23 protein-coding genes and 5 pseudogenes are annotated in these 26,571 nt (G+C 45.3%); 13 read left to right on the forward strand and 15 right to left on the reverse strand.

Features of this window, described 5'->3' with window-relative positions; translation table 11 throughout:
• Positions 1 to 104: 104 nt before the first annotated feature.
• Together AC5JQI_RS15195 and ssb1 are read right to left on the reverse strand one after the other, a co-directional pair.
• Entirely contained in the window at positions 105 to 1,316 is a 1,212-nt protein-coding gene (locus AC5JQI_RS15195) for an L-tyrosine/L-tryptophan isonitrile synthase family protein (protein ID WP_493912778.1), read from the reverse strand.
• Between the two features lie 825 nt (positions 1,317 to 2,141).
• The gene (ssb1, locus tag AC5JQI_RS15200; RefSeq protein ID WP_493912779.1) at positions 2,142 to 2,675 is read right to left on the reverse strand and encodes a single-stranded DNA-binding protein SSB1; all 534 of its coding nucleotides are present in this window, start codon (positions 2,673 to 2,675) and stop codon (positions 2,142 to 2,144) included.
• Between the two features lie 250 nt (positions 2,676 to 2,925).
• On the opposite strand from ssb1, the gene uvrA reads away from it, so the two are divergent.
• From uvrA to AC5JQI_RS15215, 3 genes are all read left to right on the forward strand, one after another.
• Positions 2,926 to 5,757: an excinuclease ABC subunit UvrA gene (gene uvrA, locus AC5JQI_RS15205; RefSeq protein ID WP_493912780.1), complete on the forward strand. Its 2,832-nt coding sequence runs from the start codon at positions 2,926 to 2,928 to the stop codon at positions 5,755 to 5,757.
• Positions 5,758 to 6,025: 268 nt separating this feature from the next.
• Positions 6,026 to 6,178 carry a DUF5993 family protein gene (locus AC5JQI_RS15210; RefSeq protein ID WP_493914702.1) on the forward strand — a complete coding sequence of 51 codons (153 nt, stop codon included), beginning with the start codon at positions 6,026 to 6,028 and terminating at the stop codon, positions 6,176 to 6,178.
• Positions 6,179 to 6,190: 12 nt separating this feature from the next.
• Positions 6,191 to 6,757, forward strand: a complete 567-nt coding sequence (locus AC5JQI_RS15215; protein WP_237388126.1) for a disulfide bond formation protein B — start codon at positions 6,191 to 6,193, stop codon at positions 6,755 to 6,757.
• Positions 6,758 to 6,847: 90 nt separating this feature from the next.
• Here AC5JQI_RS15215 and AC5JQI_RS15220 read toward each other — a convergent pair whose 3' ends face one another.
• Together AC5JQI_RS15220 and tnpC (AC5JQI_RS15225) are read right to left on the reverse strand one after the other, a co-directional pair.
• Positions 6,848 to 7,078, reverse strand: coding sequence for an ATP-binding protein (locus AC5JQI_RS15220; RefSeq protein ID WP_493912781.1), 231 nt, complete (start codon positions 7,076 to 7,078; stop codon positions 6,848 to 6,850).
• Positions 7,054 to 7,770: pseudogene (gene tnpC / locus AC5JQI_RS15225) on the reverse strand (IS66 family transposase); the annotation flags it as partial. The gene AC5JQI_RS15220 and the pseudogene tnpC (AC5JQI_RS15225), both read right to left, overlap by 25 nt.
• Before the next feature lie 59 nt (positions 7,771 to 7,829).
• Here tnpC (AC5JQI_RS15225) and AC5JQI_RS15230 point away from each other — a divergent pair.
• Positions 7,830 to 8,951, forward strand: a complete 1,122-nt coding sequence (locus tag AC5JQI_RS15230) for an ISAs1 family transposase (RefSeq protein ID WP_493912134.1) — start codon at positions 7,830 to 7,832, stop codon at positions 8,949 to 8,951.
• 28 nt (positions 8,952 to 8,979) lie between these two features.
• Here the strand turns inward: AC5JQI_RS15230 and tnpC (AC5JQI_RS15235) are convergent.
• From tnpC (AC5JQI_RS15235) to dnaB, 6 genes and pseudogenes are all read right to left on the reverse strand, one after another.
• Positions 8,980 to 9,774: pseudogene (gene tnpC / locus AC5JQI_RS15235) on the reverse strand (IS66 family transposase); the annotation flags it as partial.
• A 70-nt stretch (positions 9,775 to 9,844) separates the two neighbouring features.
• On the reverse strand, positions 9,845 to 10,198 hold the full coding sequence (gene tnpB, locus AC5JQI_RS15240) for an IS66 family insertion sequence element accessory protein TnpB (protein ID WP_275358884.1): 354 nt from the start codon (positions 10,196 to 10,198) through the stop codon (positions 9,845 to 9,847).
• Positions 10,195 to 10,524: an IS66 family insertion sequence element accessory protein TnpA gene (gene tnpA, locus AC5JQI_RS15245; protein WP_493912782.1), complete on the reverse strand. Its 330-nt coding sequence runs from the start codon at positions 10,522 to 10,524 to the stop codon at positions 10,195 to 10,197. Before tnpA ends, tnpB begins: the two co-directional genes overlap by 4 nt.
• A 287-nt stretch (positions 10,525 to 10,811) precedes the next feature.
• Positions 10,812 to 12,005 carry an amino acid aminotransferase gene (locus AC5JQI_RS15250; RefSeq protein WP_493912783.1) on the reverse strand — a complete coding sequence of 398 codons (1,194 nt, stop codon included), beginning with the start codon at positions 12,003 to 12,005 and terminating at the stop codon, positions 10,812 to 10,814.
• Between the two features lie 65 nt (positions 12,006 to 12,070).
• Positions 12,071 to 13,150: an alanine racemase gene (gene alr / locus AC5JQI_RS15255; protein ID WP_493912784.1), complete on the reverse strand. Its 1,080-nt coding sequence runs from the start codon at positions 13,148 to 13,150 to the stop codon at positions 12,071 to 12,073.
• Between the two features lie 108 nt (positions 13,151 to 13,258).
• Positions 13,259 to 14,668: a replicative DNA helicase gene (dnaB, locus tag AC5JQI_RS15260; RefSeq protein ID WP_237388121.1), complete on the reverse strand. Its 1,410-nt coding sequence runs from the start codon at positions 14,666 to 14,668 to the stop codon at positions 13,259 to 13,261.
• 182 nt (positions 14,669 to 14,850) lie between these two features.
• Between dnaB and AC5JQI_RS15265 the strand changes: the two genes are divergently transcribed.
• On the forward strand, positions 14,851 to 15,834 hold the full coding sequence (locus tag AC5JQI_RS15265) for a quinone oxidoreductase (protein WP_493912785.1): 984 nt from the start codon (positions 14,851 to 14,853) through the stop codon (positions 15,832 to 15,834).
• A 20-nt stretch (positions 15,835 to 15,854) separates the two neighbouring features.
• On the opposite strand, the gene dusA is transcribed toward AC5JQI_RS15265, so the two are convergent.
• A complete protein-coding gene (gene dusA, locus AC5JQI_RS15270) occupies positions 15,855 to 16,892 on the reverse strand; it encodes a tRNA dihydrouridine(20/20a) synthase DusA (protein ID WP_493912786.1) in 1,038 nt (345 codons plus the stop codon).
• Between the two features lie 87 nt (positions 16,893 to 16,979).
• Between dusA and AC5JQI_RS15275 the strand changes: the two are divergent.
• Positions 16,980 to 18,070, forward strand: a pseudogene (locus AC5JQI_RS15275) (tyrosine-type recombinase/integrase).
• 478 nt (positions 18,071 to 18,548) lie between these two features.
• On the opposite strand, the gene AC5JQI_RS15280 reads toward AC5JQI_RS15275, so the two are convergent.
• Positions 18,549 to 18,836 (reverse strand): gp53-like domain-containing protein, encoded by a 288-nt coding sequence (locus tag AC5JQI_RS15280; protein WP_493912787.1) that lies wholly within the window; start codon positions 18,834 to 18,836, stop codon positions 18,549 to 18,551.
• A gap of 563 nt (positions 18,837 to 19,399) precedes the next feature.
• On the opposite strand from AC5JQI_RS15280, the gene AC5JQI_RS15285 reads away from it, so the two are divergent.
• A complete protein-coding gene (locus AC5JQI_RS15285) occupies positions 19,400 to 20,437 on the forward strand; it encodes an IS630 family transposase (RefSeq protein ID WP_493912788.1) in 1,038 nt (345 codons plus the stop codon).
• Here the strand turns inward: AC5JQI_RS15285 and AC5JQI_RS15290 are convergent.
• Entirely contained in the window at positions 20,434 to 20,814 is a 381-nt protein-coding gene (locus AC5JQI_RS15290; RefSeq protein WP_493912789.1) for a beta-ketoacyl synthase N-terminal-like domain-containing protein, read from the reverse strand. The two genes, AC5JQI_RS15285 and AC5JQI_RS15290, sit on opposite strands and share 4 nt — an antisense overlap.
• A 136-nt stretch (positions 20,815 to 20,950) precedes the next feature.
• On the opposite strand from AC5JQI_RS15290, the gene AC5JQI_RS15295 reads away from it, so the two are divergent.
• Positions 20,951 to 21,274 carry an IS630 transposase-related protein gene (locus AC5JQI_RS15295; protein ID WP_493912790.1) on the forward strand — a complete coding sequence of 108 codons (324 nt, stop codon included), beginning with the start codon at positions 20,951 to 20,953 and terminating at the stop codon, positions 21,272 to 21,274.
• A gap of 28 nt (positions 21,275 to 21,302) precedes the next feature.
• Positions 21,303 to 21,791: pseudogene (locus tag AC5JQI_RS15300) on the forward strand (IS630 family transposase); the annotation flags it as partial.
• Positions 21,792 to 21,915: 124 nt separating this feature from the next.
• On the opposite strand, the gene AC5JQI_RS15305 reads toward AC5JQI_RS15300, so the two are convergent.
• Positions 21,916 to 23,292 (reverse strand): IS4 family transposase, encoded by a 1,377-nt coding sequence (locus tag AC5JQI_RS15305; RefSeq protein WP_493914703.1) that lies wholly within the window; start codon positions 23,290 to 23,292, stop codon positions 21,916 to 21,918.
• Between the two features lie 87 nt (positions 23,293 to 23,379).
• Between AC5JQI_RS15305 and AC5JQI_RS15310 the strand changes: the two genes are divergently transcribed.
• From AC5JQI_RS15310 to AC5JQI_RS15325, 4 genes are read left to right on the forward strand one after another with little or no spacing between them, the layout of a single operon-like run.
• Positions 23,380 to 23,691 (forward strand): ISAs1 family transposase, encoded by a 312-nt coding sequence (locus tag AC5JQI_RS15310; RefSeq protein ID WP_493912791.1) that lies wholly within the window; start codon positions 23,380 to 23,382, stop codon positions 23,689 to 23,691.
• Between the two features lie 32 nt (positions 23,692 to 23,723).
• The gene (locus tag AC5JQI_RS15315; RefSeq protein ID WP_493912792.1) at positions 23,724 to 23,858 is read left to right on the forward strand and encodes a hypothetical protein; all 135 of its coding nucleotides are present in this window, start codon (positions 23,724 to 23,726) and stop codon (positions 23,856 to 23,858) included.
• Positions 23,859 to 23,896: 38 nt separating this feature from the next.
• The gene (locus tag AC5JQI_RS15320) at positions 23,897 to 24,112 is read left to right on the forward strand and encodes an Ig-like domain-containing protein (RefSeq protein WP_493912793.1); all 216 of its coding nucleotides are present in this window, start codon (positions 23,897 to 23,899) and stop codon (positions 24,110 to 24,112) included.
• A 4-nt stretch (positions 24,113 to 24,116) separates the two neighbouring features.
• Positions 24,117 to 24,968, forward strand: a complete 852-nt coding sequence (locus AC5JQI_RS15325; RefSeq protein WP_493912794.1) for an Ig-like domain-containing protein — start codon at positions 24,117 to 24,119, stop codon at positions 24,966 to 24,968.
• Between the two features lie 338 nt (positions 24,969 to 25,306).
• Here the strand turns inward: AC5JQI_RS15325 and tnpC (AC5JQI_RS15330) are convergent.
• Positions 25,307 to 26,563, reverse strand: a pseudogene (gene tnpC / locus AC5JQI_RS15330) (IS66 family transposase); the annotation flags it as partial.
• Between the last annotated feature and the right edge of the window lie 8 nt (positions 26,564 to 26,571).

The following is a 26,571-nucleotide window of genomic DNA, read 5'->3' on the forward strand; positions in this document are numbered from 1 at the left end:
CTGCTTTTACCGTGACGGAAGATTTTCTTATAAAGCCTCATTATTTGATTATCTTCCGTATTGATATGTCAGGTCATAGAGTAACAATCTTATCCTGATTTTTATTAAGAGTTCGATTCCTGCAATAAAGTCGTCATATTCTCCAACGTATCAGCATCTACATAAAAATCACTTACCCCCCGATGATTAATAATTCTCATTCTCTTACCATGTTGGTGGATTTCTTGTTCAATACTCATTCGCCAAATATTTTTCCGGTGTTCAATAACGGCAATACCGTGATAAGGAAGATAAGGTGAATGACTCTTATAATCAGGATATATCCTGACACCAATTAATGGTAACGTCTTGTGATGAATAGTGGCTCGGATTGCATTAGGAAACAAAAGCTTTTCCCATCGAATACTCGCCATTGCTTCTTTCATCGCTCTATAATGAATGAAAGCAGTATGAACTCTATTCATAACTTCATTCTTTGTTTCCAAATCAGGAAAAATGAAATCACAAAACATATCCTTCTTTTGATTATATGTCAGAGATAAATCTGATATGTTAACAGTACTCCCAACACTTGCGTGGAAACGAATTGCCTCCTCATGACTAATTCCAAAAGATGGATTTGATGTGAATGTTTTCAAATGGTTTGATAAAGCACTGTCATAATCATCCTGAAGTAATGCGACTATATTAGATATATCAAAAATGTTAACTATCTCATTTATCTTTCTTATTTTAGTGAATTCTTTTAGATCCCTGATATATTTTTCTGCTGCAACCATTGGGTCACCAAAAATCCCCGCATAAAATGTAGCATCCGAAAGAATGGTAAAACGTATTTTTATTCCTGTATTTTCTTCAAGATACGTTGAAACTTTCGCAAGGTGCAATAAAGACACCTCTTCAGCCATAGTCAAAGAAGTAATATCATGTCTTTTCTGCCAGTTACTAATAACACAAAAGACAGGAAGGATGATATCAATTTCTCCTCTCTCATTTATACTAGACTTGATTTTCGATAATGTCTCCAGACAGGATGAAAAAATAGTTTTCGAATTAAACTGGATAACCGGATGATTGAGATAATCCCGAACCAGAACGTGCAAAGGGGTATCTTTTTTTCTTTTCTCTTTCCACCACTGATCAGAGGGTAACTCTTTAGAAATAGAACACTTATTAAGTAATGCCTCACGTAAATCTGCTGAAATTAAATTACCATTAGACATCATATCAGGTTCAGACTCCGGCCATCCAAATTGACCAAACATAAGTGAATCTTCAATGATTGAACCATTTGTGCTAACAGATACATTTTTCAATTTATCCTCCTAAATAATTATAGGTACATCCCGTAAAATGTATGGATTCTTGAATAACTCTGTATTTAGCTTCTAGAGCGCTTTTATCATCTGTAAAGGCGTGTTATCCCCAATATAGATTGGAGTATTTCTGATTAGATAGTCAGACACATCTGCACAATGCTTTCTCAGATTCTTCTCTTCTCCCTGATAGGAATGATGGCTCCTAAGCTAAGAAGCAGAATAGAGAAGCAAAAGAAGAATAACGAACAATAACTAAGGAGGGCTATATCATTATCTGAAAAGTGACGATTATCATTTGTGTGCTTTCTTGGCTCATTAATATATTTTATTATTTTCATGATAATTGAAAATTAAAACACACAAAAACAATATTTATTTAAAAATAAAATAATATTGAAAAATAATAGCACTTCGAAGGGAACTTAATGCTGTTTTTATAATATAATAAATTCCTCCGAACGTAGCTTTGCAAGTGATTTACTTCAGGAATTTTTACGCCAGACTTGTTAACTAACTTACCTTTTCGTTATATTATGACATTATCAGTGGATTAAATTATTTGCTATTTCATTCATTATCTGTAAAAAAATCAAGGTAATTAATAAAAACTTTATATAACCAATGGATTTCAAGATGCAGCGTGACGGCAAGGGAATGAACCCCCAAGAGCATAGCTAACTATGTGACTGGGGTGAGTGAGTGCAGCCAACAAAGCTGCAACTTGAAAGACGACAGGTGACGGCAGGTATAGTTACATAAAATAAAAACCCCGTATAAACGGGGTGTTAGATTCAATTATTTACCGAATTTCCGAAATCAAATTTAAAATGGAATATCATCATCGAAATCCATTGGTGGCTCATTACTCTGTGGTGCAGAAGACTGAGACTGAGCCGGACGAGATGGCGCACCGCCACCACTGAATTGCTGAGATGCCTGTGGCTGTTGTGGCTGTTGTGGCTGCCCCCAACCGCTTTGTGCCGGAGCAGCTTCTTGCCCTGCACCACCACGGCCGCCCAGCATTTGCATTGTACCACCAACATTTACCACAATTTCAGTGGTGTAACGATCCTGACCGCTCTGATCCTGCCACTTACGGGTCTGCAAAGAACCTTCGATATAGACCTGAGAACCTTTGCGCAGATATTCACCTGCAACTTCTGCCAGTTTACCGAAGAGCACTACACGGTGCCATTCGGTTTTTTCCCTCATCTCACCGGTTTGCTTGTCACGCCAGCTCTCAGACGTTGCCAGAGTAATGTTGGCGACTGCACCTCCGTTCGGCATATAGCGAACTTCCGGGTCCTGCCCCAAATTACCCACTAAAATAACTTTGTTTACGCCTCTGCTGGCCATTGGGAATACTCCTGATGAAATGAATTTTGCTAAAAACGGACTTCTCTAATTATAAGCAAAGTAGTTTACCATGCGAGGGCTAAGTTTAAAGATATACCCGTTATATTATACTTTGCGAAGCGCATCGTACTTTACATTGTAATGGTTACAGCATGATTTCCCATCTAATACTGTATATCCATTCAGCAACGTTTGTGCAATAATAACGCGTTTACGTATTTTGCTCTATCAATAATCTGAGAAGTGGTATATGGATAACATCGAAGTTCGGGGCGCCCGCACCCATAATCTCAAGAATATCAATTTGGTAATTCCCCGTGACAAGCTAATCGTCATTACTGGGCTATCCGGCTCCGGTAAATCATCCCTGGCTTTCGATACTCTTTATGCCGAGGGTCAGCGGCGCTATGTGGAATCGCTCTCTGCATATGCCCGCCAGTTTTTATCACTGATGGAAAAACCGGATGTCGATCATATCGAAGGGCTGTCTCCGGCGATTTCCATTGAGCAAAAGTCTACTTCCCATAACCCGCGTTCTACGGTCGGGACAATTACTGAAATTCACGATTATCTTCGCCTGCTGTTTGCGCGCGTGGGTGAACCGCGCTGCCCCGAGCACGATATCACTCTGGCGGCGCAAACGATAAGCCAGATGGTGGATAATGTACTGGCATTGCCGGAAAGCCAACGCCTGATGTTGCTGGCCCCTGTCGTCAAGGAGCGCAAGGGTGAGCACACCAAACTGCTGGATAACCTCGCTGCACAAGGCTATATCCGCGCCCGTATTGATGGTGAAGTCTGTGACCTTTCTGATCCACCTAAACTTGAATTGCAGAAAAAACATACCATTGAAGTGGTTATAGATCGTTTCAAGGTACGAGCCGATCTCTCCCAACGGCTGGCAGAATCATTCGAAACCGCACTGGAGCTTTCCGGCGGTACGGCAGTCATTGCTAATATGGATGATGAACAGGCCGAAGAACTGATCTTCTCCGCCAATTTTGCCTGTTCAATCTGTGGCTATAGTATGAGCGAACTGGAACCACGCCTGTTTTCCTTCAACAATCCTGCCGGTGCCTGCCCGACTTGTGACGGTTTAGGCGTTCAGCAATTTTTCGATCCTGTACGTGTTGTTCAGAATGGTGATATATCCCTTGCTGGTGGCGCAATACGTGGCTGGGATCGCCGTAATTTTTACTACTTCCAGATGCTGAGATCACTGGCAGAACATTATAAATTCGATATCGAAGTGCCATTTAATCAGTTAAGTTCTGTGATTAGGAAAGTGGTTTTATATGGCTCAGGAAAAGAATCCGTCGAATTTAAATATACCAATGATCGCGGCGATGTGACCGTTCGTAACCACCCGTTCGAAGGTGTCCTGCACAATATGGAGCGCCGCTATAAAGAAACGGAATCTACTGCGGTACGGGAAGAGCTGGCAAAATATATCAGCAATCGTTCCTGCGTCTCTTGTGACGGAACCCGACTGCGCAAAGAAGCCCGCTATGTCTTTATTGAAAGCACCACGCTGCCCCAGATTTCTGATTTCAGCATCGGTCATGCGATGGAATTTTTCCAAAATATTAAACTGAGTGGGCAACGCGCCAAAATTGCTGAAAAAGTTTTGAAAGAGATCCGTGATCGCCTGAAATTTCTGGTTAATGTTGGATTGAATTACCTGACGCTCTCCCGTTCAGCAGAAACACTTTCAGGCGGTGAAGCCCAGCGTATTCGTTTAGCCAGCCAAATTGGTGCAGGTCTTGTCGGCGTAATGTATGTGCTGGATGAACCCTCCATCGGCCTGCATCAGCGGGATAATGAACGTTTGTTGGAAACGTTGCTGCATCTGCGCAATCTGGGTAATACCGTTATTGTGGTCGAACACGATGAAGATGCCATCCGTGCAGCTGATCATATTATCGATATCGGGCCTGGCGCGGGTGTGCATGGAGGTGAGATTGTTGCCGAAGGGACTCTTTCCAATATTATGGAAAGTGAAAAATCTCTCACCGGAAAATTCCTGAGTGGTGAACGCAAAATTGCCATTCCAGAGCAGCGTGTGCCTACCAATCCTGACAAGATACTAAAATTGATTGGAGCAAAAGGCAATAATCTGAAAAAGGTAACACTAAAACTGCCAGTCGGCTTGTTTACCTGTATCACCGGCGTTTCTGGTTCCGGTAAATCAACGCTGATCAACGATACACTCTTCCCTATAGCACAGCGCCAGCTAAACGGGGCAACAAACATTAATCCTGCCTCTTATATCGATGTTGAAGGGCTGGAGCATTTTGATAAGGTCATTGATATAGACCAAAGCCCTATTGGCAGAACCCCTCGTTCAAACCCCGCTACTTATACTGGTATATTTACGCCTGTGAGAGAATTATTTTCAGGTGTTCCTGAATCTCGTGCCCGTGGCTATACACCGGGACGTTTCAGTTTCAACGTAAAAGGCGGACGCTGTGAAGCCTGCCAGGGCGATGGTGTGATTAAGGTTGAAATGCACTTTCTGCCTGATGTTTATGTACCTTGCGATCAGTGTAAGAGCAAACGCTATAACCGTGAAACGCTGGAAATCAAATATAAAGGCAAGAATATTAATGAAGTTCTGAATATGACCATTGAAGAGGCACGGGAATTTTTCGATGCTGTCCCTGCTCTCTCCCGTAAACTGCAAACCTTGATAGATGTCGGTCTTTCCTATATTCGTCTGGGGCAATCGGCAACAACACTGTCAGGCGGGGAAGCACAACGGGTAAAACTGGCACGGGAACTCTCTAAGAGAGGTACAGGCCAGACACTGTATATCCTTGATGAACCGACGACCGGTTTGCATTTTGCGGATATTCAGCAGTTACTGTCTGTCCTGCATCAACTTCGGGATCAGGGAAACACAATTGTTGTGATTGAGCATAATCTGGATGTGATTAAAACGGCTGACTGGATTGTCGATCTCGGCCCTGAAGGAGGGAGCGGTGGTGGTGAAATACTGGTATCGGGAACACCAGAAGAAGTGGCCCAATGTCAGGAATCGCATACGGCTCGTTTTTTGAAACCGATACTTGAGCGTGACTAACCTACTGTAGTCACTAAACGTGTCCTATCTATATTATCCTCCCCCACACAATGGGGGGGATTTCACCTATTTGTTAACCAATTACTGACCAAATGCATTTTTATGCGTACAAAAAAGCATTTTCTTGCAGCCATTTTTAATGAAATAACCTTTCGTAAATCAGTATGGTATTGTTGATCTAATATTAATACTGATCACATTTTTCATGCACAAATGACATAATGGCATATCATATGCCTAAAACTTATAATGGAGATTAAATATGTATATGTTTTTACCTTTTTTAATTGCGTTACTTATAATTGCCTCGGTAATTACACGCAAGAAAAAGCTGACATACTCACTTTGGTTTGCTTTATTAATCATCACGGTATTTTGGTTTCAATATCATGCCACTGATGCACTGAATCTTTCCTTTTGATCGGAGGCTGTAATGAATAATACAATATCAACACAACGTGATATTAATCTCGCGACGAGCTTAAATATTCTCGGTCTATTCGGTATCAGTGTTATTTTGATAGTCGCATTTTATTATCAATTAGCACGTTTTGAACTTCCCTGCCCATTATGTTTATTGCAACGTGCCGGCATTATAATGATTGGTTTCGGATTTTTGTTTAATATTTACTTCGGTATAAAAAATACCCATTACAGTCTTTCAATTATTGGCTGTATTGTAACTGGCTTCGTTGCCATGCGTCAGGTTTCTCTTCATATCCTGCCAGGTGATACAGGATATGGTTCAACTTTCTTCGGGTTACACTTTTATACTTGGGCTGCAATCGTATCAATTCTGACCATTATTGCCATCGCGGTAATTATGCCTCTGAAAACAGGCAATACCGACTCTGCAAGATACACTCCACCAATGTTGGGCAAAATTGCCATGGGGTTATTCGCATTTTTGATCGCTGCCAATTTGATTTCTACCATTCTGGAATGTGGCGGTGGGCAGTGTGATGATAACCCAACGTTCTATGAGTTGTTGAAAAAGTAACACTTCATATTATTAATAATAGAGCAGGAAGGCTAATGCATTTCCTCAGCCTTCCACTTTCAACAAAAACCACAGAATGATATTCCGTCATTATCGATTCAATAATACCGAATCAATGAAATAACAAACTTCATGTGCTTCTTCAGGTGTCGGAATTTCCAATTTAGCAAGCATCCGATCCAATACCTTATCCGGTACAACATACTGACGATGACTATTTTGTTGCCGCCAGCGTTTATAGTCTGTCTCAATATAAACAATCCTGACTTTGGCGTTATAGCTCACGTAAGCGTCAACTAAACCCCACCTTGCTTTTTCCATGGCAGCAGTTTTTCCAGATCCGGGGCGGGCTGGCATAACTCATCCAAACAGGTCATGACATAATCGAAGGGGATCAGGCCATTGGCTTTGGCCGTTTCAATGACACTGTAGAGGATCGCACTCGCCTGCGCACCGCGCGGGGTATGGCTGAACAGCCACGCCTTTCGCCCGATGACAAACGGTTTGATCGCCCTTTCTGCCCGGTTATTGTCGATCGACAAACGACCATCCTCCCGATAGCGGATCAGTTTGGGCCATTGATTACTCAGGTAAGTCACGGCCTCACCCAGCTTGCTTTTGGGGATCACCTGAGATTGGGTTTTAACCAGCCAGGCCGATAACTTATCCCAGATAGGAAGCGCTTTTTCCTGGCGGATCCGGTATTTTTCGGCCGGGCTTAACCCCTTGATCTGATGCTCAACCCGGTACAGTGACTGGATCAGGCTCAGCGCGATATCGGCTTTGCCCGTTTTGTTTTTTCCCTGCGCCTGCTTCGCTTCCATAAATTTACGACGGGCATGGGCCATGCAACCGACCAGCCGGGCACCGGTCTGCTCATAGCCTTGATAGCCATCCACCTGCAGATAACCTTGAAAACCGGCGAGATAGTCAGCAGCGCAGGTGCCTGAACGGCTGGCCTGGTGGTCATACAGCACAATATTCGGTGTGAGCGCCGCCGGTTCGGGGGTATCCAGGGGTTACGCATGAAAATATTTAGTGGATAATTCCCTCATTTTTAGAGGGAATGCAGATGAAAAAATTAGTGGATGTCTTTTCTGATTTTCCAGACCCGCGTTGTCAGGGAAAGATCAGGCACCGTTTTATTGATATCTTAGTGATTGCGGTATGTGCTGTCATTGCCGGCGCTAACGCCTGGACCGATATTGAACAGTATGGTCAACTAAAAAAGGATTGGCTGGGTTCATTTCTTCCGCTCAAAGGCGGTATTCCGTCACATGATACTTTCCGGCGCTGTTTCAGTTTATTAAATCCCCGCCTCTTTGAACGCCATTTTTATCAGTGGGTTTCTCATGATGTTTCTTCAGAAAAGCGGGCGATCATTGCGATTGATGGTAAAAGTTTACGCCATTCGTTTGACAAGAAAATTGAACAAAGCCCATTACATGTGGTAAGTGCATTCTCCGTTGAGAAAGGGCTTAGCTTATGTCAGTGTGCTGTAGACGGAAAATCAAACGAAATTAAGGCCATCCCCACATTATTATCGATGCTTTCCTTGAAAGGCCATCTCGTGACGCTTGATGCGATGGGCTGTCAACGCACGATTGCCCAGCAATTACGCGAGAGCGGAGCCGATTATATTTTGTCCCTTAAAGGCAATCAGGGAAAAACCTTTTCGGAAGCGGTTAACTATTTTCAACAACAACGGGCAACACAAAAACCTTATCTGAAACCTGACCATGATGAATTTGAAGATAGCCATGGGCGTACCGTCAGACGACGCGGATGGGTTCTACCGCTGACACCAGAAACAAAACACTTAGGCTCCTGGCCAGATATTCAGGCTCTTCTGGTCACAGAAACAATACGGCAAGAACAATATTCTGAAACAGTCACCTCTTATTTTCGTTATTATTTAAGTAGTTGTCAGGACGCTCCTGCCTTTCAGTTAGCAGCCATTCGGAAACATTGGGCTATTGAAAATAGCTTACACTGGGTGCTGGATGTCACTTTTCGGGAAGATGATTCACGGATGAGAGAGCAGATCGCCACAAGAATATTTGCCCAATTACGTAAAATGGCGCTCAATATCGTTAAACGGGATACCAACAATAAGTTGAGTTTGAGTGCCCGAAGGAAATCAGCCGGGTGGGATAATGGCTACATGGAAGCCCTGTTATTTAATCAATTTTAGCCTACCAAAATTTCATGCGTAACCCCTGGGGGGTATCAGTGCCCACACAATAGACCCACATGTAATGGGTCGTTTTTTCAGACGTCACCCCCTTCACCGGGGTTTCATCCGCATGGAGAACCGGTTGTTGCAACAGCGTTTCCCTGAACCTGGTCACCAAAGGCGCAAACAACTGCGCGGATTTTACTATCCAGTCACTCTGGGTCTGGCGGCTGAGGTCAATGCCATACTGTTTGAACACACTTTCCTGACGGTACAGCGGTAACCCATACTGATATTTACTGGTGATAAGCTGGCTGAGCAGGCTGCTGGTCGCCATGCCTTTCTTGATGGGCATCGCTGGCAGGGAGGCTTGTTTGACAGGCGTCTGAATGCCGGATTTTTCACATTCACGGCAGGCGTATTTGGGGCGGACATGCTCAACCACCCTGATTTGAGCGGGAATGAACAACAGTTTTTCACTGCGATCTGCCCCCATCTGATGCAACCTGCCGCCACAGCACGCACACTGTTTTTCTTCCTCGGCGATATCATGGAACACGGTTTCGCGCGGTAAATCTTTGGGCAGGGGGTTGCGTGTCGGCTTACGGCGGGGAGGTGTGAGGGTTTCCTGTGCGGCGGCCGTTTCAGCCGGCAGCGCAATTTCTTCCGCTTCGTTAAACAACTCCCCCTGGCCGGGGAACGCTTCCGAGGAAGCCCCAAACCGTTTTTGTTGGGCTAAACGGAACGGCTCTTCCAAAAAGGCCAGCCGCTGCGACTGCTTAATCAGCAGCCGTTTCAGTTCAGCGGGGTCATTGGGCAGGGCATCAATATCAATTTTCATGGGGACATTTTATGCCATCCCCGGCGAAAAAGCGTAATTAATGCCCGTTGGTTTGATGATCATCAAGGGATCAGGCGACATGGCAATCCTGGACGGAGAAGGGCTGGTGCCCGATGACCTCATAACCCGATAACAACCCGTGCAGTTGCTGCTCTGTCAGGGTCAGGGAGGCACTGTTGACGGCGGTGGGCCATTTGAATTTCGCGTTCTCCAGCCGTTTGTACCAGAGCGCAAACCCGGTTTTATCCCAGTAGAGGATTTTGAGTTTATCCCGCTTCTTGTTGCAAAAGAGGAATAACGCGGTTTGCGTCGGCGACAGTTGCATTTCCAGCTCTACCCAGACCGCCAGCCCGTTGATGGATTTTCGGAAGTCGATAAATGAGCGGCACAAATACACCTCCGGCACATCCACAAACATTTTCATGCGGCGAGCCCCCGAATAATCGCAATGATAACATGCTTATCCGTGCCGGCAGGAAAACGCAGTGTGCCCTGTGGTGTCTCAAATAAGATGGGGAGTGGGCTGGATGAGGCGGATTTTTTCTGAGCGGTGCTGACGTTAATAAAAGCAGACGGTGAAGCCAGCCCAGACGGCTTTTCCGGTGGATGGGAGGTGCGTTGGCGGTGGTGATAGAACCGGGTGGTCGACACACCGATTTTTTGGCAAAACTGCGGGACCGTCAGTTCGGATTTTTTCTGCTGTTCAAACAGGTCCCGCCACTCGGCTTGAGTAAACCTGGATTGGCTCATGTGAGTTTTTTCCATCATCAGAATAGGTGAAACTATTTTAATCAATGGATTTATCCTGGCTAGGTGGGGTTCCCCGTACGCTTACTAGCTCACGAACAGTTTAATCAGTTGCTGACGCATTTGTGCTGTCAGATTAGTCGCATTCCAGATGAAATTTTGTCTTGTTATGCGGGATATTCTGTATTTGTTAACTCCGCAAATTTCATATAATCTCTGTGTCTAAATGGTAATATGCCCCTGCCCATCATTAGAACAGGGGAATTTTTAATTCTATAGGTGATAATCCACTAATTTACCCCAGCAAATGCCTCTGCAATGCGTAGCACGTTATGATGATTCACGCCAGCCATACAAACACGGCCAGAACCGACCAGATAGACACCAAACTCTTCACGCAATCGATCGACCTGTTCCTGACTGAATCCGGTATAGCTGAACATACCACGCTGTTTCAGTAGGTAGTCAAAATTTTTCTCTGGCAAGGATTTTTTCAGGGCATTGACTAAAACTGTCCGCATTTCCCGAATGCGTAAACGCATTTGTTCAACTTCTTCCAGCCACTGTTTTTTTAATTCTGGATGACTCAATATTCTGGCAACAACCTGAGCACCAAAATTAGGTGGGCTAGAATAAATTCGACGCACACTCGCTTTCAATTGTCCCAAGACACATTCCGCTACTTTTGCGTCATCACAGACAACGGATAACCCACCAACACGCTCACCATACAGTGAAAAAATTTTCGAAAATGAATTACTAATCAGACAAGGCAGCTCTGCATCTGCCATCGCACGGATTGCATAGGCATCATCTTCCATACCATCTGCAAATCCCTGATAGGCGATATCAAGGAAAGGGATCAATTCCCGCTCTTGAGCAATCTGAATCACCTGATCCCATTGGTCATTAGTTAGATCTGAGCCTGTTGGGTTATGGCAGCAAGGGTGCATCAAAATAATACTTTTTGCTGGTAGTTGTTTGAATGTAGACAGCATTTCGTCAAATTTTACCCCTTTGGTTTTGTCATCAAAATAGGGATAATAATTTACCTTTGTTCCTGCTCCAGCAAAAATGGAAGCATGGTTTTCCCAGGTTGGATCACTGCACCATACTTCAGAATCCGGGAAATAACGGTGTAAGAAATCTGCACCCACTTTCAATGCTCCTGATCCCCCTACTGTTTGAATGGTTGCGATGTGTTTCTGATTTAACAATGGATGATCTTTGCCAAATAGCAATTCCTGAATTGCCACGCGATAGGCAAATAATCCTTCCATCGGAAGATAAAGAGAAGCAGACTGAGGCAGAACGCTCATTTGTTTTTCAGCAATTGCAACAGCCTGCAATTGGGGGGTTATACCTTGTTCATCGTAATAAAGACCGACGCTCAAATTAATTTTTTCTTCTCTAGGATCGTTATTAAATGCTTCCAATAACGATAGGATAGGATCACCTGCGTATGTATCAATATTCTGGAACACTACGTTATACTCCCTGCTGCTGAATTATGTGAAAAACGCATTAGCAGACAATATAACTTAGTGCATTACTCGTCTAGATATTCCATTGCAACACGTGAAGTCAATTTAGTCATTAACTCGTAAGCACTAACTCCAGAGTGCTCCGCAATTTTTTCTACAGGCAGGAGTCTGCCCCAAAGAATTACTTCATCCCCGACTTTTTCCAGACAATCAGGCCCTAAATCTACAGTAACCATATCCATGGAAACACGACCAACAATCGGTACTTTCCGGCCGTTGATAAATACTGGCGTGCCGGCTGGCGCACTGCGGGGATAGCCATCACCGTATCCCATAGCCACTACGCCAAGACAGGTATCACGCTCGCTGCTCCATGTACCGCCATATCCCACCGATTCTCCCGCTTTATGCTTACGTACCGCGATTAAGCTGGATTTTAACGTCATAGCTGGGATCAAGTTGAAGTCAGCCGCAGTTTTATCCGCCATTGGCGAGGCTCCGTACATCATGATGCCAGGGCGAACCCAATCTAAATGAGCTTGTGACCACAGCAAAATCCCCCCTGATGCAGCAATGGATTTCTCACCGGCTTTATCCGCAGCGAATGCCATAAAGCGATCGATTTGTTGTTGGGTTGTCTCTACGGTAGGTTCATCCGCCCGGCTAAAATGGCTGATGATATTAATAGGTTGTTCAACGTTATGACAACGGCTCAGGCGTTGATAAAAAGCTTCCGCTTCATCAATTCTGATGCCCAGCCGATGCATACCTGTATCCAGTTTCATCCATACTTTAACCGGATGGGACAAATCCGCCTGCTCCAATGCTTCGAGCTGCTCAATACTATGCACCACAGTTTCAATATGATTGACGACCAACACAGGTAAATCAGTCGCCTCAAAAAAACCTTCTAATAGTAAAATTGGCTTGACGACCCCGCCGCTTCGCAAGGCAAGCGCTTCCCCAATCCGGGCAACACCGAAACAGTTAGCGTCTTCCATTGTGTGCGCAATTTCTAATAAACCATGTCCATAGGCGTTTGCTTTCACAACTGCAATCACGTTACTGTCAGGAGCTTGTACCCTGACTTGTTGCAGATTATGTCGCAGAGCGCGGCGGTCTATAACAGCAGTTGCCGCTTTCATTTTGTCCCCTTCTTTTATGATGTTCCTGTCCGGTTTAATCAATAACTGCCTACCCTCATAGACACCGATGATTACAAATCATTGGAATATGGGAAATAGGCGCTAGGTTTATTCATCACTGTAGCTCGGACCTGCATAGTTATCGAAGCGTGACCATTGACCATTAAAAGTCAACCTTACCGTACCGATAGGGCCATTACGCTGTTTACCAAGGATAATTTCTGCCACACCTTTCAATTCACTATTGTCGTGATATACCTCGTCACGATAGATAAACATGATCAAATCGGCATCCTGCTCAATGGAGCCTGATTCACGCAGGTCGGAGTTAACCGGACGCTTATCGGCCCGCTGTTCCAAACTACGGTTAAGCTGAGATAATGCAACAACCGGAACTTGAAGCTCTTTTGCCAACGCTTTCAAAGAACGGGATATTTCGGCAATTTCCAGTGTTCGGTTATCAGATAACGAAGGTACCCGCATCAATTGCAGGTAGTCGATCATAATCAAGCTAAGTCCGCCATGTTCGCGGAAAACTCGTCTCGCACGGGAACGCACTTCTGTTGGAGTCAAACCAGATGAATCATCAATATACATATTACGTTTTTCCAGCAATATCCCCATGGTGCTGGAAATACGAGCCCAATCTTCATCATCAAGCTGACCGGTACGAATACGCGTTTGATCCACTCGGGAAAGGGATGCCAGCATACGCATCATGATCTGATTGCCAGGCATCTCAAGACTGAAAATCAGAACAGGTTTATCCTGCATCATCGCTGCGTTTTCACACAGGTTCATCGCAAAAGTGGTTTTCCCCATTGAGGGACGTGCAGCGACAATGATTAAGTCTGATTTTTGCAACCCTGCGGTCTTTTTATCCAGATTTTGATACCCTGTAGAAACGCCTGTAACACCATCGTGCGGACGCTGATAGAGCAGTTCAATTCGCTCAACGGTTTCTTCAAGGATCTGCTCAATACCTTTCGGACCTTCATCTTTGTTTGCCCGATTTTCTGCAATCTGGAATACCCGTGATTCTGCCAGATCCAACAGCTCTTCACTGGTTCTCCCTTGCGGATCATACCCCGCATCCGCAATTTCATTTGCCACGGCTATCATGTCACGAACGACGGCTCGCTCACGGACAATATCAGCATACGCATTGATATTCGCGGCACTTGGTGTGTTTTTTGACAGTTCAGCCAGATAGGAAAACCCGCCGACATTATCGAGTTCACCATTCAGTTCAAGAGATTCCGATAATGTAATCAAGTCAATGGGTTTACCCGTTTCGAGTAAACGCTGCATTTCGGAGAAAATACGTCTGTGTGGTCGGCTGAAAAAATCATTGCTGGTGACCCGCTCGGAAACATTATCCCAACGTTCGTTATCCAGCATCAAACCGCCCAACACGGATTGCTCTGCTTCCAAAGAGTGTGGTGGAAGTTTCAGCCCTTCCACTTGGCGATCTTTTGGTTCAGCCATACTGTTGTTAGTTGGTTTTTTTCCAGCCATGTATACCGCATCAATCCACTAAACAAGAACAAAATAGGGAATCAGTATACGCCATGAAAACAGCCTTGAGTAATTATATATAGTCTGTAATGATTTCGGGCACATTTACGTCTGTTTGCACTATTTTCATTGCAAACATGCGAAGCTCTTCCCAGTATTTATAACATGATGAGAGAGTTACCATGGCAAAACGTATTGAATTTTCCACTACTGGCAGCCCAGAAGTACTCCGATATTGTGACTTTGTACCTGTAGCCCCTGCACCTGATGAAGTACAAGTCCAAAATAAAGCCATTGGTATTAATTATATTGATACCTATGTTCGCGGTGGGTTATATCCTACCACCAGCTTACCATCCGGCCTTGGTATGGAAGCTGCGGGTATTGCCACCAAAGTTGGCGCGAATGTAACATCAATTAAAGTGGGTGATCGCGTAGCTTATGCGCAATCTGCCGTTGGTGCTTACAGTGAAGTGCATAACGTGCAGGAACACAGGCTCGCTCTCCTGCCTGATTCGATTTCATTTGAGCAAGCGGCAGCATCACTTTTGAAAGGCCTAACGGTTTACTATTTATTTCACCAAACCTATCAAATTCAAAAAGATGAAACTTTCTTGTTCCATGCCGCAGCTGGTGGTGTCGGGCTGATTGCGTGCCAGTGGGCAAAAGCGTTGGGGGCAAAGTTGATTGGAACTGTGGGTTCTAATGAAAAAGCCGAACTTGCAAAAGCCGCGGGTGCATGGCAAATCATCAATTACAACCATGAGAATATCGTCGAACGCGTTTTAGAGATCACTGGAGGAGGAAAAGTCAGTGTCGTTTATGATTCTGTAGGTAAAGCTACATGGTTAGATTCACTGGACTGTCTCAAACGGCGTGGTTTGATGGTTAGCTTTGGTAATGCTTCCGGGCCAGTGACCGGCGTCGATTTAGGTCTGCTCAATCAAAAAGGCTCTTTGTTCGTCACTCGCCCCTCAGTTAACGGCTATATCACAACCCGTGAGGAATTGAACGAAGCCAGCAATGCCCTGTTTGATTTGATCGCCACTGGCAAAATCAAAATCGATACACCAGAAAGCCAAAAGTTTTCATTGAGCGAAGCTGCAACCGCACATCAAGCATTGGAAAGCCGCTTAACTCACGGCTCCAGCTTACTGATCCCTTGATAACTTTAATGAAGAGCGGACTACATCCGCTCTGTTACCATTTCTAGCGCTTTTTCAACGACCATAATACCGGAGCCGGGTTTATGGGCATTCTCACTCAAATAACGACGCCATTGACGCGCACCAGGAATTCCCTGAAAAATCCCCAAGATATGACGAGTGATATGTCCTAAATAAGTACCATTAGACAATTCTTGTTCTATATAAGGATAAAGCGCCTTAACCACATTAATCGTATTCGTGACTGGTGCTGTTTGATCAAATAATTCACGATCCACATGTGCCAGAATAGATGGATTCTGGTAAGCCTCTCGTCCAATCATCACACCATCCACGTATTGCAAATGCTGTTTCGCTTCTTCCAATGACTTAATACCGCCGTTAATGGAAAACGTCAATTGAGGGAAATCTTTCTTTAATTGATAGACCCGTGGATAATCCAATGGTGGAATTTCGCGGTTTTCTTTTGGACTGAGACCAGATAACCACGCCTTGCGCGCATGGATAACAAAATTATCGCAATCGCTGTTTTCTACGACAGTATCAATAAAATCACACAAAAACTCGTAGCTATCTTGCTCATCAATCCCAATGCGGGTTTTAATGGTAACGGGAATATCCACTACATCCTGCATGGCTTTAACGCAATCAGCCACCAGCGCCGCATCTCCCATCAGACAGGCACCAAAACGACCATTCTGCACACGGTCAGAGGGACAACCAACATTCAAATTGATTTCATCATAACCCCGTTCCTGCGCAATCTTGGCACACTGTGCCAATGCCTGAGGCTCACTGCCACCCAATTGCAAGGCCAACGGATTCTCCTGCTCGTTATAAGCCAGATAATCCCCTTTTCCATGAATAATCGCCCCCGTTGTCACCATTTCCGTGTAAAGCAGCGCTTCTTTACTTAATAAGCGGTGGAAATAACGACAATGACGGTCTGTCCAGTCTAACATGGGGGCAACGGAGAAGCGGGAAGGCTTGAATTTCCCGTTACCCGTTGGTATGCAATTGAATTTACTATGTTTTTTAGTTTGTATATTTTCGTGCATTTAAGGTCATTTTAGGCAATTTTTTTATTACCAGCACCCCAAACAGCGCCCCATTAATATGGGGACATGAATAGGAGGGCATCAAAGATGGCCTACTATAGCATAGAAAAACGTCCCCGCGCAGATAGCACAGTTCGTTACCGTTGCACCGTTGGTGTTAAGTCTGGTGGTAAATATATTTACAGAGAGAACCGCACATTTGGAAAACAGTCCCATGCCAAAACATGGGGTGCCATGCGGGTAGCTAAACTGGAACAAAACGGAGTCCCCGCGCAAAATGATACCGAAGATTTAACAGTTGGTGATCTACTGCATAAATATATCAACGACCCTGATTTGGGTGGAAAGGCAGGAAGAACTAAAAAATATGTGCTAAATATGCTCTTAGATAGTGACTTAGCAAAATTAGTTCTTTCTGAATTATCAGTGAGTCATGTTATTGAGTATTGCAAGCAAAGATACTCTACGGGCATTACTCCCTCAACCATTAATCATGATGTCAGTTACTTAACATCGGTATTAAAATCAGCCAAACCAATCTATAACATAGATTACGTCTCAAATCCCGCATATGAAGCGCGACCTTTATTGCTTCAAATGGGATTAATAGGTAAATCTAAACGCCGCAGCAGAAGGCCTATGCTGGATGAAATTGACAGGCTTATTGAAGGCTTACGTAAACGCAGTAACCATAGGGAAGGGAAAATCCCCTATGAAGAAATTTTGAATTTTTCAATCCTGAGCTGCATGCGTATCGGAGAGGTATGTAAAATTAGATGGGATAATATAGATGAAAAACAAAAATCAGTTATTGTAAGGGACAGGAAAGACCCTAGAAAAAAACTGGCAATCACATGACCGTTCCATTACTGGGGGAAGCATGGGAAATAGTTCAACGCCAACCCAAAAAAAGCGAGTTGATTTTCCCCTATAACTCAAGAAGCGTCACGGCTGGATTTCAGAGGGTTCGCAATAAGCTGGGTATTGGCGATCTCCGTTACCATGACATGCGCAGAGAAGGAGCAAGCCGCTTGTTCGAAGCGGGGTTCTCAATTGAAGAGGTAGCCCAAGTTACAGGGCATCGCTCATTAAATGTATTGTGGCAGGTATACACAGAATTGTACCCGCAATCACTGCATGAAAAATTCAATAAGCTTATGAAACAAAAAGAAGAGTAATCACCACAGGGCAGAACCCTGCCCTTTAACATATGGGATAATTCCGTATGTACTGGACGGCTTAAACTCAAGCTCTCATCGTGCAGTAAGCACAGCAAAGTCCGATGATCGAATAGCAGTTCTTGCCTCAGCCAATGAAGTAACCGATTGATTTTGCCGAGGCCGTCACTTTGGCTTCATCAGGTTGCTTAATACTTAATCACTCCGTTTGAAACGGAAGCATGATCTGCACCATGCAGGAAATAAGATATATCAAGGAGTTTAAAGGGGAGAATTGTCCTTTTTAACGTAACCTGTTGATTTTTCTTATTTCCGTCACAGGAACGGAAATAAAAGATATCCGCGAGAATTGCCATTACGATTTTAGGCAGGAGTTGGAAAAAATAAAACAGTTAAAATTATCTCGTACAGCCATATTATTAAGCCAGAAAGTATTCTGGCTTTTAGTTTTTCTGTTCTTGATAAAATAAATCTTATATTAATAACCTATAGCAAACCAATAAGATTTTACTTCTCCAAAATTGGCGTGGTATGTAAATCCTGATGTAGATATATCCCGAGCAACTATATTTTCTCTACTTATTCCATCAATTTCTGATAGGGTTAATTGCACATTAAAACAAACATTAGTAAATAAAACAGGGAAATAAACACGGGTTTCTTTGGTTTCATTAGCTACTCTATCTACAACTCCCCATTGATGGATTATCCCCGTAGAGCCACATTTCCACCAACCATTTTGAAGTTTTAACGCTGTATTATACATAATTCCTCTCAACATGTGTAATTAGAATATAATAAAAGCCATTAAAAACCTCTCAATACGATATGTATAACATCATAGGAAATAGTATATTTAAATATATATTTTTTATAAGTCCTTACGGAAAAATTAAATATTTTTATTGAAATAAACACCTTACGAAGAAATATAAACAATCATATTTTAATAATCCAAAAAAAAATAGTGCGAACATTATGCATTAGCAATTCCATGCATAACAATTAATTAAATAGAATTATTATAAATTTCTATTCAATAACTCTAAACATAAAACCAAATCACACTAAATATTTAGATATTAGTCATGATTACTATTTTTATTAGCTTTCTGAAAAAAAATGTAAAATTACCATATCAATAACATAAACTATCTGAACAGTATTGAATTGAAACAATATTTTTTATTGCATCCTGTGTGAATTAATTACGCCGCTATCTCACAGATTAGGCAATTTCTGAAAGCATTCGCGGGGGGGGGGGGGGTTTATACCAATCTCCTTTGAAGATGCTTGATTTCTTATCCAAACCCGATCATGCTTGCAACCATGAAAATTCATCTGACACCAGAACAAAAACATGCCCTCGAATTGATGCATGATACAACGCGCGACAGTCGAGTTTGTGATCGCATCAAGGCGGTGCTTTTGGCGTCAGAGGGCTGGACTGCTCAGATGATTGCACAGGCCTTGCGTATTCATGAAAGTACGGTAAGCCGTCACCTAAAAGATTTTATCGCTCAGGAAAAGCTCACCCCGGAAAATGGCGGTTCTGAAAGCCATCTCTCTGCCGAACAAACCGCCGACTTGATTGATTATTTGACGACAAATTTGATGCATACCACCGCCCAAATTGTGGCTTACGTCCGAGCACGTTGGCAGGTGTCTTTCAGCGTGGGCGGAATGACGAAATGGCTTCACCGCCAGGGTTTCAGCTACAAAAAGCCAAAGGGAGTGCCTCATAAATTCGATGCGGATCAACAGCAACAATTTATTGATGACTACCAGTCTCTTAAAGACCGGGCGGGTCAAAATGAACCTATCCTATTTATTGAGGCGGTGCATCCTTCACAGTCCGCAAAGCTCAGCTATGGTTGGATGAAAGCAGGGAAAAATCAGGTAAAAGTGGTCGAAACCACCGGCAGCCGTACCCGTCTCAATATTCTGGGTGCCCTCAATTTACAACGAATTGAAGACACCGTGATCCGTGAATATCCAAGTATCAATGCTGAAAACATCGCGTATTTCTTCGGGGCGCTCCGGGAAACTTACCCGCTTTCGCAAAAAATCCATATTATTCTGGATGGGGCGGGTTACCACCGAGCAGAATTAGTGAAAGAGATGGCGTATGTCCTTAATATTGAATTGCATTACCTACCGCCTTACAGCCCGAATCTCAATCCGATAGAGCGATTGTGGAAGTATATGAATGAGCAAGTACGTAACAATGTTTATTTTCCGGATGCGAAGACATTCCGTGAAACCCTTCGTCACTTTTTTCATGTCACGTTGCCAGAAAAAGCGAAAGAACTCACGACTCGACTTACTGACAACTTTCAGATTTTAAAACCCGCACCTTCAAGTTAGATTGGTATAGAACGCTTATAACCGTCAGCATTGATGAAAACATCACTCACCGAACCATGAATTTCCGCCCCCAGCTGCAAAGCCAGTTCATCATCCATCAACACGATATACTGGCTGGATTCGGCCACCACAAAACCACAGCTGTTGCCAAACGGTCGGCTGCTATTACGCCAGTTTGCCATATCTGTTTCATCGACACGGCAAAGCTTGCTTTCCGTCGCCAGTGCGCTCATAGCTTCAAAACCTTCGATCACTTCCGAGGTAATTGGTGCTTCCGCGCTCCCGACAATCGCAACACGGACTCTGCCAGCCTGAATGTCTTCAATCGTCTGTGAGTTCAATTGATGGATAGCGTTGCATCGACCAGTTGAACTCACAGCACATTCAGGTTATACAGAAATGTAGCGCAGGCTCCCAGAGTAGCACTGGTATGACCAACATTCCCCAAGACATATAGCAGAATCATAATACTGTGTCATAATACCTAAATCCCAATGACAAGGTAGAATTGAGATGGGTTACAGTCTAGATTTTCGAAGAAGAGTACTGGCATACAAAGACAAGCATGCATTGACATTCGAGCAAACCTGCGACCACTTTGAGGTCTCTATCCGCACTCTGTTCCGGTGGTGCAATAAAATAGAACCCTGTATGACACGTGATAAGCCGCCCACGAAAATCAGTGATGAAACACTTATCGCCGATGTCAAAAATTATCCCGATGATTATCAATGGGAAAGAGCAAAACGTCTGGGTGTCTCACAATCGGCTATCCATTACGCCCTGAAACGACTCAAAATAACCGTCAAAAAAAACGCACAAACACCCCGCCGCTGACGAACACGCGCGTCAGGTATTTGGCGAGCGTATCCGCCATCATGAGCAGGCGGGCAAACAGATTGTTTATCTGGATGAAAGCGGCTTTGAGCAGTCCATGCCACGTACGCATGGCTATTCGTTAAAAGGGTCCCGCTGTTTTGGTTTACATGACTGGCAGCACAAAGGCCGCCTTAATGCCATTAGTGCTATCATTAAAAATACCTTTGTGACCTTAAGTTTGTTTGCCGGAACCCTTAATGCGAATGTGTTTCATGCCTGGATGACACAAGATTTGTTGCCGAAGCTCCCTAAGGGGACAGTGATTGTGATGGATAATGCCCCTTTCCATAAACGCGGTGACACGCGACAAGCGATAACCGATCACGGATGCCAGTTAGAATGGATTCCGCCTTACAGCCCAGATTTAAATCCTATCGAAAACAAATGGGCTGAAACAAAAGCAACAAGAAGACGAGAAAGATGCTCTATTGATGAGCTGTTTACAGAGCATGTGACTTATGTCTTATTATATTGATTCTGCTATATGACCTCGTTTCGCACGGTTTATCCCCGTACTTACGGGGAACACGCCCCTTTGCTCTCATCTGGGCAATAATGTTACGGTTTATCCCCGTACTTACCTGTCTCTTGGTCACATCTTAGAGATCAAGAGACTTGGCCAGTAAATAACCTTCAGCGAGGGTCTGTAGCATAAACCAGCCTTCCCATAGCCTTTCCCACCCAACGCGACCGTTACGTTTCGAATCATTCCAGCCGGCGAGTTTACCCAGACTGATATAGGCCCAGTGGACGCTTGGGGCGGTTTTAGGTGGCTTTGTCTTCGCCTGCTTCGACCACAGTAACTTCCACGCAAGCGGACTCAGAAGCGTTTCACAGCTTTGCTGTTCCGCTTCTTTTCTGTTCAGGCCCAGATAGCGCAGTTGATGCACCCGTACGGCGATAAAGGCCAGGATGACAACCATTTTTTCCAGGTTGTCCTTGCTTTGCATTCGCAACCCTTCAACCTGCGTTCCGCCGCTTTTCCACGCCTTGTGGAACTCCTCAATCAGCCCGCGTTTTTCATAGTAATCCAGTACCCGTTTGGCCTCTTCCTGATTGTGCACGGGTTCTGACGTCAACAGGTGCCAGCAAAGCGCTTTGTCATGGTTGATTTCCTGACAGGACACATAGTACAGCGCGACCGACTCGCCGGGTTTTTTAACCGGCATTTTGACCGTCACGGGGGCATAACGGATTTCACAAATAGCCTCACGCGCCTTGCGAGCACCGCGCTGGGCAACGTGAACCCTTCTTTCTCCCGCAGGCTGTAAAGCCCCGTTAAAGGTGTACAGCGTTTCTTCGCTTTCTTCCAGACGGCGGTCTTGCATTGAGCGGAGGACAAAACGGTGTTGGTTCGTGACCTTATAGGTCAGGTATTCAATGACATCCGATTCACGATCACAGACGCTAATGACCTTCGCCATATCGGGGCCCAAGCGAGCTGCCATTGCCCGTGAAGCTGCTTCCCACTTATGGCTTTCTTTTTCCTCATAAGCGCGGCTATGGCGGTGTTTTTTCTTGCCATAATCCCTGATGTCTCTCACCCAGCGTTTTTGCTCAATCAACCCCACAACTTGTTGTTGACGAGGCGAAAAAAGCAGCACCGAGTGCGCCAGCATACCCGTGGGTTTTTGGCTGGAAGAGGTATACCCCATTTCATCCCTGACGGTCTCGTGCGTGAAACTCAGTGTGGTGGTATCTTCCAGTGCGAGCAGGCAGTCATAGGATTTGGCCTGCTCCGCCGTGGCAGCAAAGCCCGCCTCGGCTATCGCCCCGGCTTCAATATTCTCATTACGGATAAAGCGGTAAGCGGCCTCAATATCGGCCGGGGTTTTTAACGATTGCACAATCGATTGTCCTATATGATTAGCGAGCGATGACGTGAACTTAACCAAGCGTTTTGTCCGTCGGTGATCGCCCAGATTTGCCCGGGAGAATGTGTCTTTTGCCCATTGTTCCGCCTCCGTTAAAAACAGGCCAGCTTACCTCAATTTATGGTTTTATCCTGAGATCTATTATTGAGGCAAACGTTCAAAAAAATCCCTCAATTTTTATTGAGGGATTTGTGTATAAGAGACAGGAGTACAGAGGGGGATCATGGTCGTATCGAACAGCGTCAGGTGTGGCTGATCAACGATGTCAATTGGTTGAAGGAACGGTATCCTCAGTGGCAGACGTTGGGCGGGATAGCGGTGGTGGAGTCCTGGCGGGAAGCACAGGGAAAACCCGAAAGTTACGAGAGACGTTACTACATCACCAGTCATAGCGATAAGCCAGCCGACTTTATCGCGTATGCGATACGCAGTCACTGGCATATTGAAACGAAGTTGCACTGGCAGCTGGAGTCAGTTTTGGTGAAGACAGACAGCGCCTGAGAAGTGGTCATGCCGCTGAAAACATTGCTTTAATGAATAAAATAGCGCTTAACCTGTTGAAAAATGAGAAAACGGTTAAAGTGGGTGTGAAAACCAAGCGCCAGAAAGCGGGATGGGATAATGACTATATGTTGAAAGTGCTTACGATGGGTTTTACGTCAGTCTAATTTAGACCCGTTTGCCCTGCGACGGGCAGGAAGCCATCGTGCTGACCGCGATTGTTGAAGATATACTGAGGTTACCGGTTGAAAATCAGGCCATCATCTGGCATACCGACAACGGCGTCCTGTCATCAGCAGAGACCCGAACCGACTCGCAGGGATTGGCACAAGTTCAACTGACCAGCACCGTTGCCGGTGAGCACCGGGTATGGATCCAGGTTGATGATAAGACGGTGACCACCCCCGACGCTCTGGTTTGATGACGTGCTGACCTCCACCCTGCATGCAGATAAAACCCGCATTATTGCCAATGGTCAGGATAGCATCACATTGACCGTGATGGTGAAAAACCTGACCGGACAGCCCGCCGTCGGTATTCCTGTCTGGTGGCGTTCGGACAACGGTCACTTTACAGACGCTCAGATTGAAACCGATGAAAACGGCGAAGCCCGCGCGACACTGATCAGCCAGAAGGCAGACACCGCTTCAGTGACGGCCATTATTGATGACCAGGCGGTTATTCCACCCACAGTCGACTTTATCCCGCCATTACATATTGCCGATACCGTTGCCGTTGACAGTCAGGGCGGTAATGCTAACCAGAAATCCTTTGGTACCCGTGGGCCTTCAGTTTTCTGGCGCGGCGCGAAATTCCGCATCATCATCGCCGATAATACAGGCCGGGTGAACTGGCAGAGTGATGATTCTCCGGCGGTCACAGTATCCGGTGATACGGTGGTCGTACAGCAACGTCCTGATGGTGTGAGACTGACAGGTACCGATGAAGCAGGGCAGCAGGTGGTACTGACCTTAACAAGCGATACCTGGTTCGAGCGTTCAGGCATAACGAAAGATTTTTATTTTAATGCAACGCAAATTTGTCAATCTCTCAGCAGCCAGATTGCGCCCAAATATGCACTTGAACGGCTTTATGAAGAGTGGGGGAATTTTTATCACTATGAGGGCTGGGTGAGGGAGTTTTATGTGGTCTCCACAGATTATCTTTCTGCCAGTTCCGGTTCTATGGATGCGCAGACAAAATGGGCATTCTGGGCAGAATCGGATAGCTGGACGCGTAATGCCTGGCATCGGCTGGCATTTGCGTGTGGAAGCTAAGGCGGTTCTGTGTTTACGTGATTTTGCTTGATTTGCCAGCGTTGTCTGATCTTGCCAAATTGATCCATGAAGTTGCTCTTTCCTCCTGTCAGGGGATAGACTCCGTTTGAGGTAATGGCGGAGTCTGTTTGGCAGGTGGAATATGCAATGTCATTGGTTTGATCTTTCTATAGCAACAGGCCAGACCAGAAGATAAATATTCTTCTGACGCTTTATCACATGAGTTTCTCATCCTGAATATGGCTCATATTCATAAAAACTTCGCATAAACTCACATTTTTAGGCACAATAGCGCTGATATCATATTTTTTTGGACTAAAAAGAAAGGGAAAAAGATCCCGGCCATCCTCCAGATAGCGGATCAGTTTGGGCCATTGGTTGCCCAGGTAAGTGACGGCCTCACCCAGCTTGCTTTTGGGGAGCATCTGAGATTGGGTCTTGATCAGCCAGGCCGATAATTTATCCAGAATGGGGAGCGCTTTTTCCTGTCGGAGCCGGTATTTTTCGGCCGGGCTTAACCCCTTGATTTGCTGCTCTACCCGGTAAAGTGACTGGATCAGACTCAGCGCGAGATCAGCTTTGCCCGTTTTGTTTTTTCCCTGCACCTGCTTCGCCGACATAAATTTTCGGCGGGCATGAGCCATGCAGCCGACCAGCCGGGCGCCGGTCTGCTCATAGCCCTGATAGCCATCCACGTGCAAGTACCCCTGAAAACCCGCCAGATAGCCAGCGGCGCAGGTCCCTGAGCGGCTGGTCTGGTGGTCATACAGCACGATATTCGGCGTATTCGACTGGCGGTCGGGGGCATCGGTGCCCGCGCAATAGACCCACATGTAATGGGTCGTTTTTTCAGACGTCACCCCCTTCACCGGGGTTTCATCCGCATGGAGAACCGGTTGTTGCAACAGCGTTTCCCTGAACCTGGTCACCAAAGGCGCAAACAACTGCGCGGATTTTACTATCCAGTCACTCTGGGTCTGGCGGCTGAGGTCAATGCCATACTGTTTGAACACACTTTCCTGACGGTACAGCGGTAACCCATACTGATATTTACTGGTGATAAGCTGGCTGAGCAGGCTGCTGGTCGCCATGCCTTTCTTGATGGGCATCGCTGGCAGGGAGGCTTGTTTGACAGGCGTCTGAATGCCGGATTTTTCACATTCACGGCAGGCGTATTTGGGGCGGACATGCTCAACCACCCTGATTTGAGCGGGAATGAACAACAGTTTTTCACTGCGATCTGCCCCCATCTGATGCAACCTGCCGCCACAGCACGCACACTGTTTTTCTTCCTCGGCGATATCATGGAACACGGTTTCGCGCGGTAAATCTTTGGGCAGGGGGTTGCGTGTCGGCTTACGGCGGGGAGGTGTGAGGGTTTCCTGTGCGGCGGCCGTTTCAGCCGGCAGCGCAATTTCTTCCGCTTCGTTAAACAACTCCCCCTGGCCGGGGAACGCTTCCGAGGAAGCCCCAAACCGTTTTTGTTGGGCTAAACGGAACTGCTCTTCCAAAAAGGCCAGCCGCTGCGACTGCTTAATCAGCAGCCGTTTCAGTTCAGCGGGGTCATTGGGCAGGGCATCAATATCAATTTTCATGGGGACAT

Source organism: Xenorhabdus sp. XBWT, from assembly GCF_059072735.1.

Excerpts from the sequence above, each read along its gene's own strand:
- ssb1 (WP_493912779.1), bottom strand. The coding sequence starts at position 2,675 with ATGGCCAGCAGAGGCGTAAACAAAGTTATTTTAGTGGGTAATTTGGGG.
- uvrA (WP_493912780.1), top strand. The coding sequence starts at position 2,926 with ATGGATAACATCGAAGTTCGGGGCGCCCGCACCCATAATCTCAAGAAT.
- AC5JQI_RS15210 (WP_493914702.1), top strand. The coding sequence starts at position 6,026 with ATGTTTTTACCTTTTTTAATTGCGTTACTTATAATTGCCTCGGTAATT.
- AC5JQI_RS15215 (WP_237388126.1), top strand. The coding sequence starts at position 6,191 with ATGAATAATACAATATCAACACAACGTGATATTAATCTCGCGACGAGC.
- AC5JQI_RS15220 (WP_493912781.1), bottom strand. The coding sequence starts at position 7,078 with ATGGAAAAAGCAAGGTGGGGTTTAGTTGACGCTTACGTGAGCTATAAC.
- AC5JQI_RS15230 (WP_493912134.1), top strand. The coding sequence starts at position 7,830 with ATGAAAAAATTAGTGGATGTCTTTTCTGATTTTCCAGACCCGCGTTGT.
- tnpB (WP_275358884.1), bottom strand. The coding sequence starts at position 10,198 with ATGAAAATGTTTGTGGATGTGCCGGAGGTGTATTTGTGCCGCTCATTT.
- tnpA (WP_493912782.1), bottom strand. The coding sequence starts at position 10,524 with ATGAGCCAATCCAGGTTTACTCAAGCCGAGTGGCGGGACCTGTTTGAA.
- alr (WP_493912784.1), bottom strand. The coding sequence starts at position 13,150 with ATGAAAGCGGCAACTGCTGTTATAGACCGCCGCGCTCTGCGACATAAT.
- dnaB (WP_237388121.1), bottom strand. The coding sequence starts at position 14,668 with ATGGCTGGAAAAAAACCAACTAACAACAGTATGGCTGAACCAAAAGAT.
- AC5JQI_RS15265 (WP_493912785.1), top strand. The coding sequence starts at position 14,851 with ATGGCAAAACGTATTGAATTTTCCACTACTGGCAGCCCAGAAGTACTC.
- dusA (WP_493912786.1), bottom strand. The coding sequence starts at position 16,892 with ATGCACGAAAATATACAAACTAAAAAACATAGTAAATTCAATTGCATA.
- AC5JQI_RS15280 (WP_493912787.1), bottom strand. The coding sequence starts at position 18,836 with ATGTATAATACAGCGTTAAAACTTCAAAATGGTTGGTGGAAATGTGGC.
- AC5JQI_RS15285 (WP_493912788.1), top strand. The coding sequence starts at position 19,400 with ATGAAAATTCATCTGACACCAGAACAAAAACATGCCCTCGAATTGATG.
- AC5JQI_RS15295 (WP_493912790.1), top strand. The coding sequence starts at position 20,951 with ATGGGTTACAGTCTAGATTTTCGAAGAAGAGTACTGGCATACAAAGAC.
- AC5JQI_RS15315 (WP_493912792.1), top strand. The coding sequence starts at position 23,724 with ATGAATAAAATAGCGCTTAACCTGTTGAAAAATGAGAAAACGGTTAAA.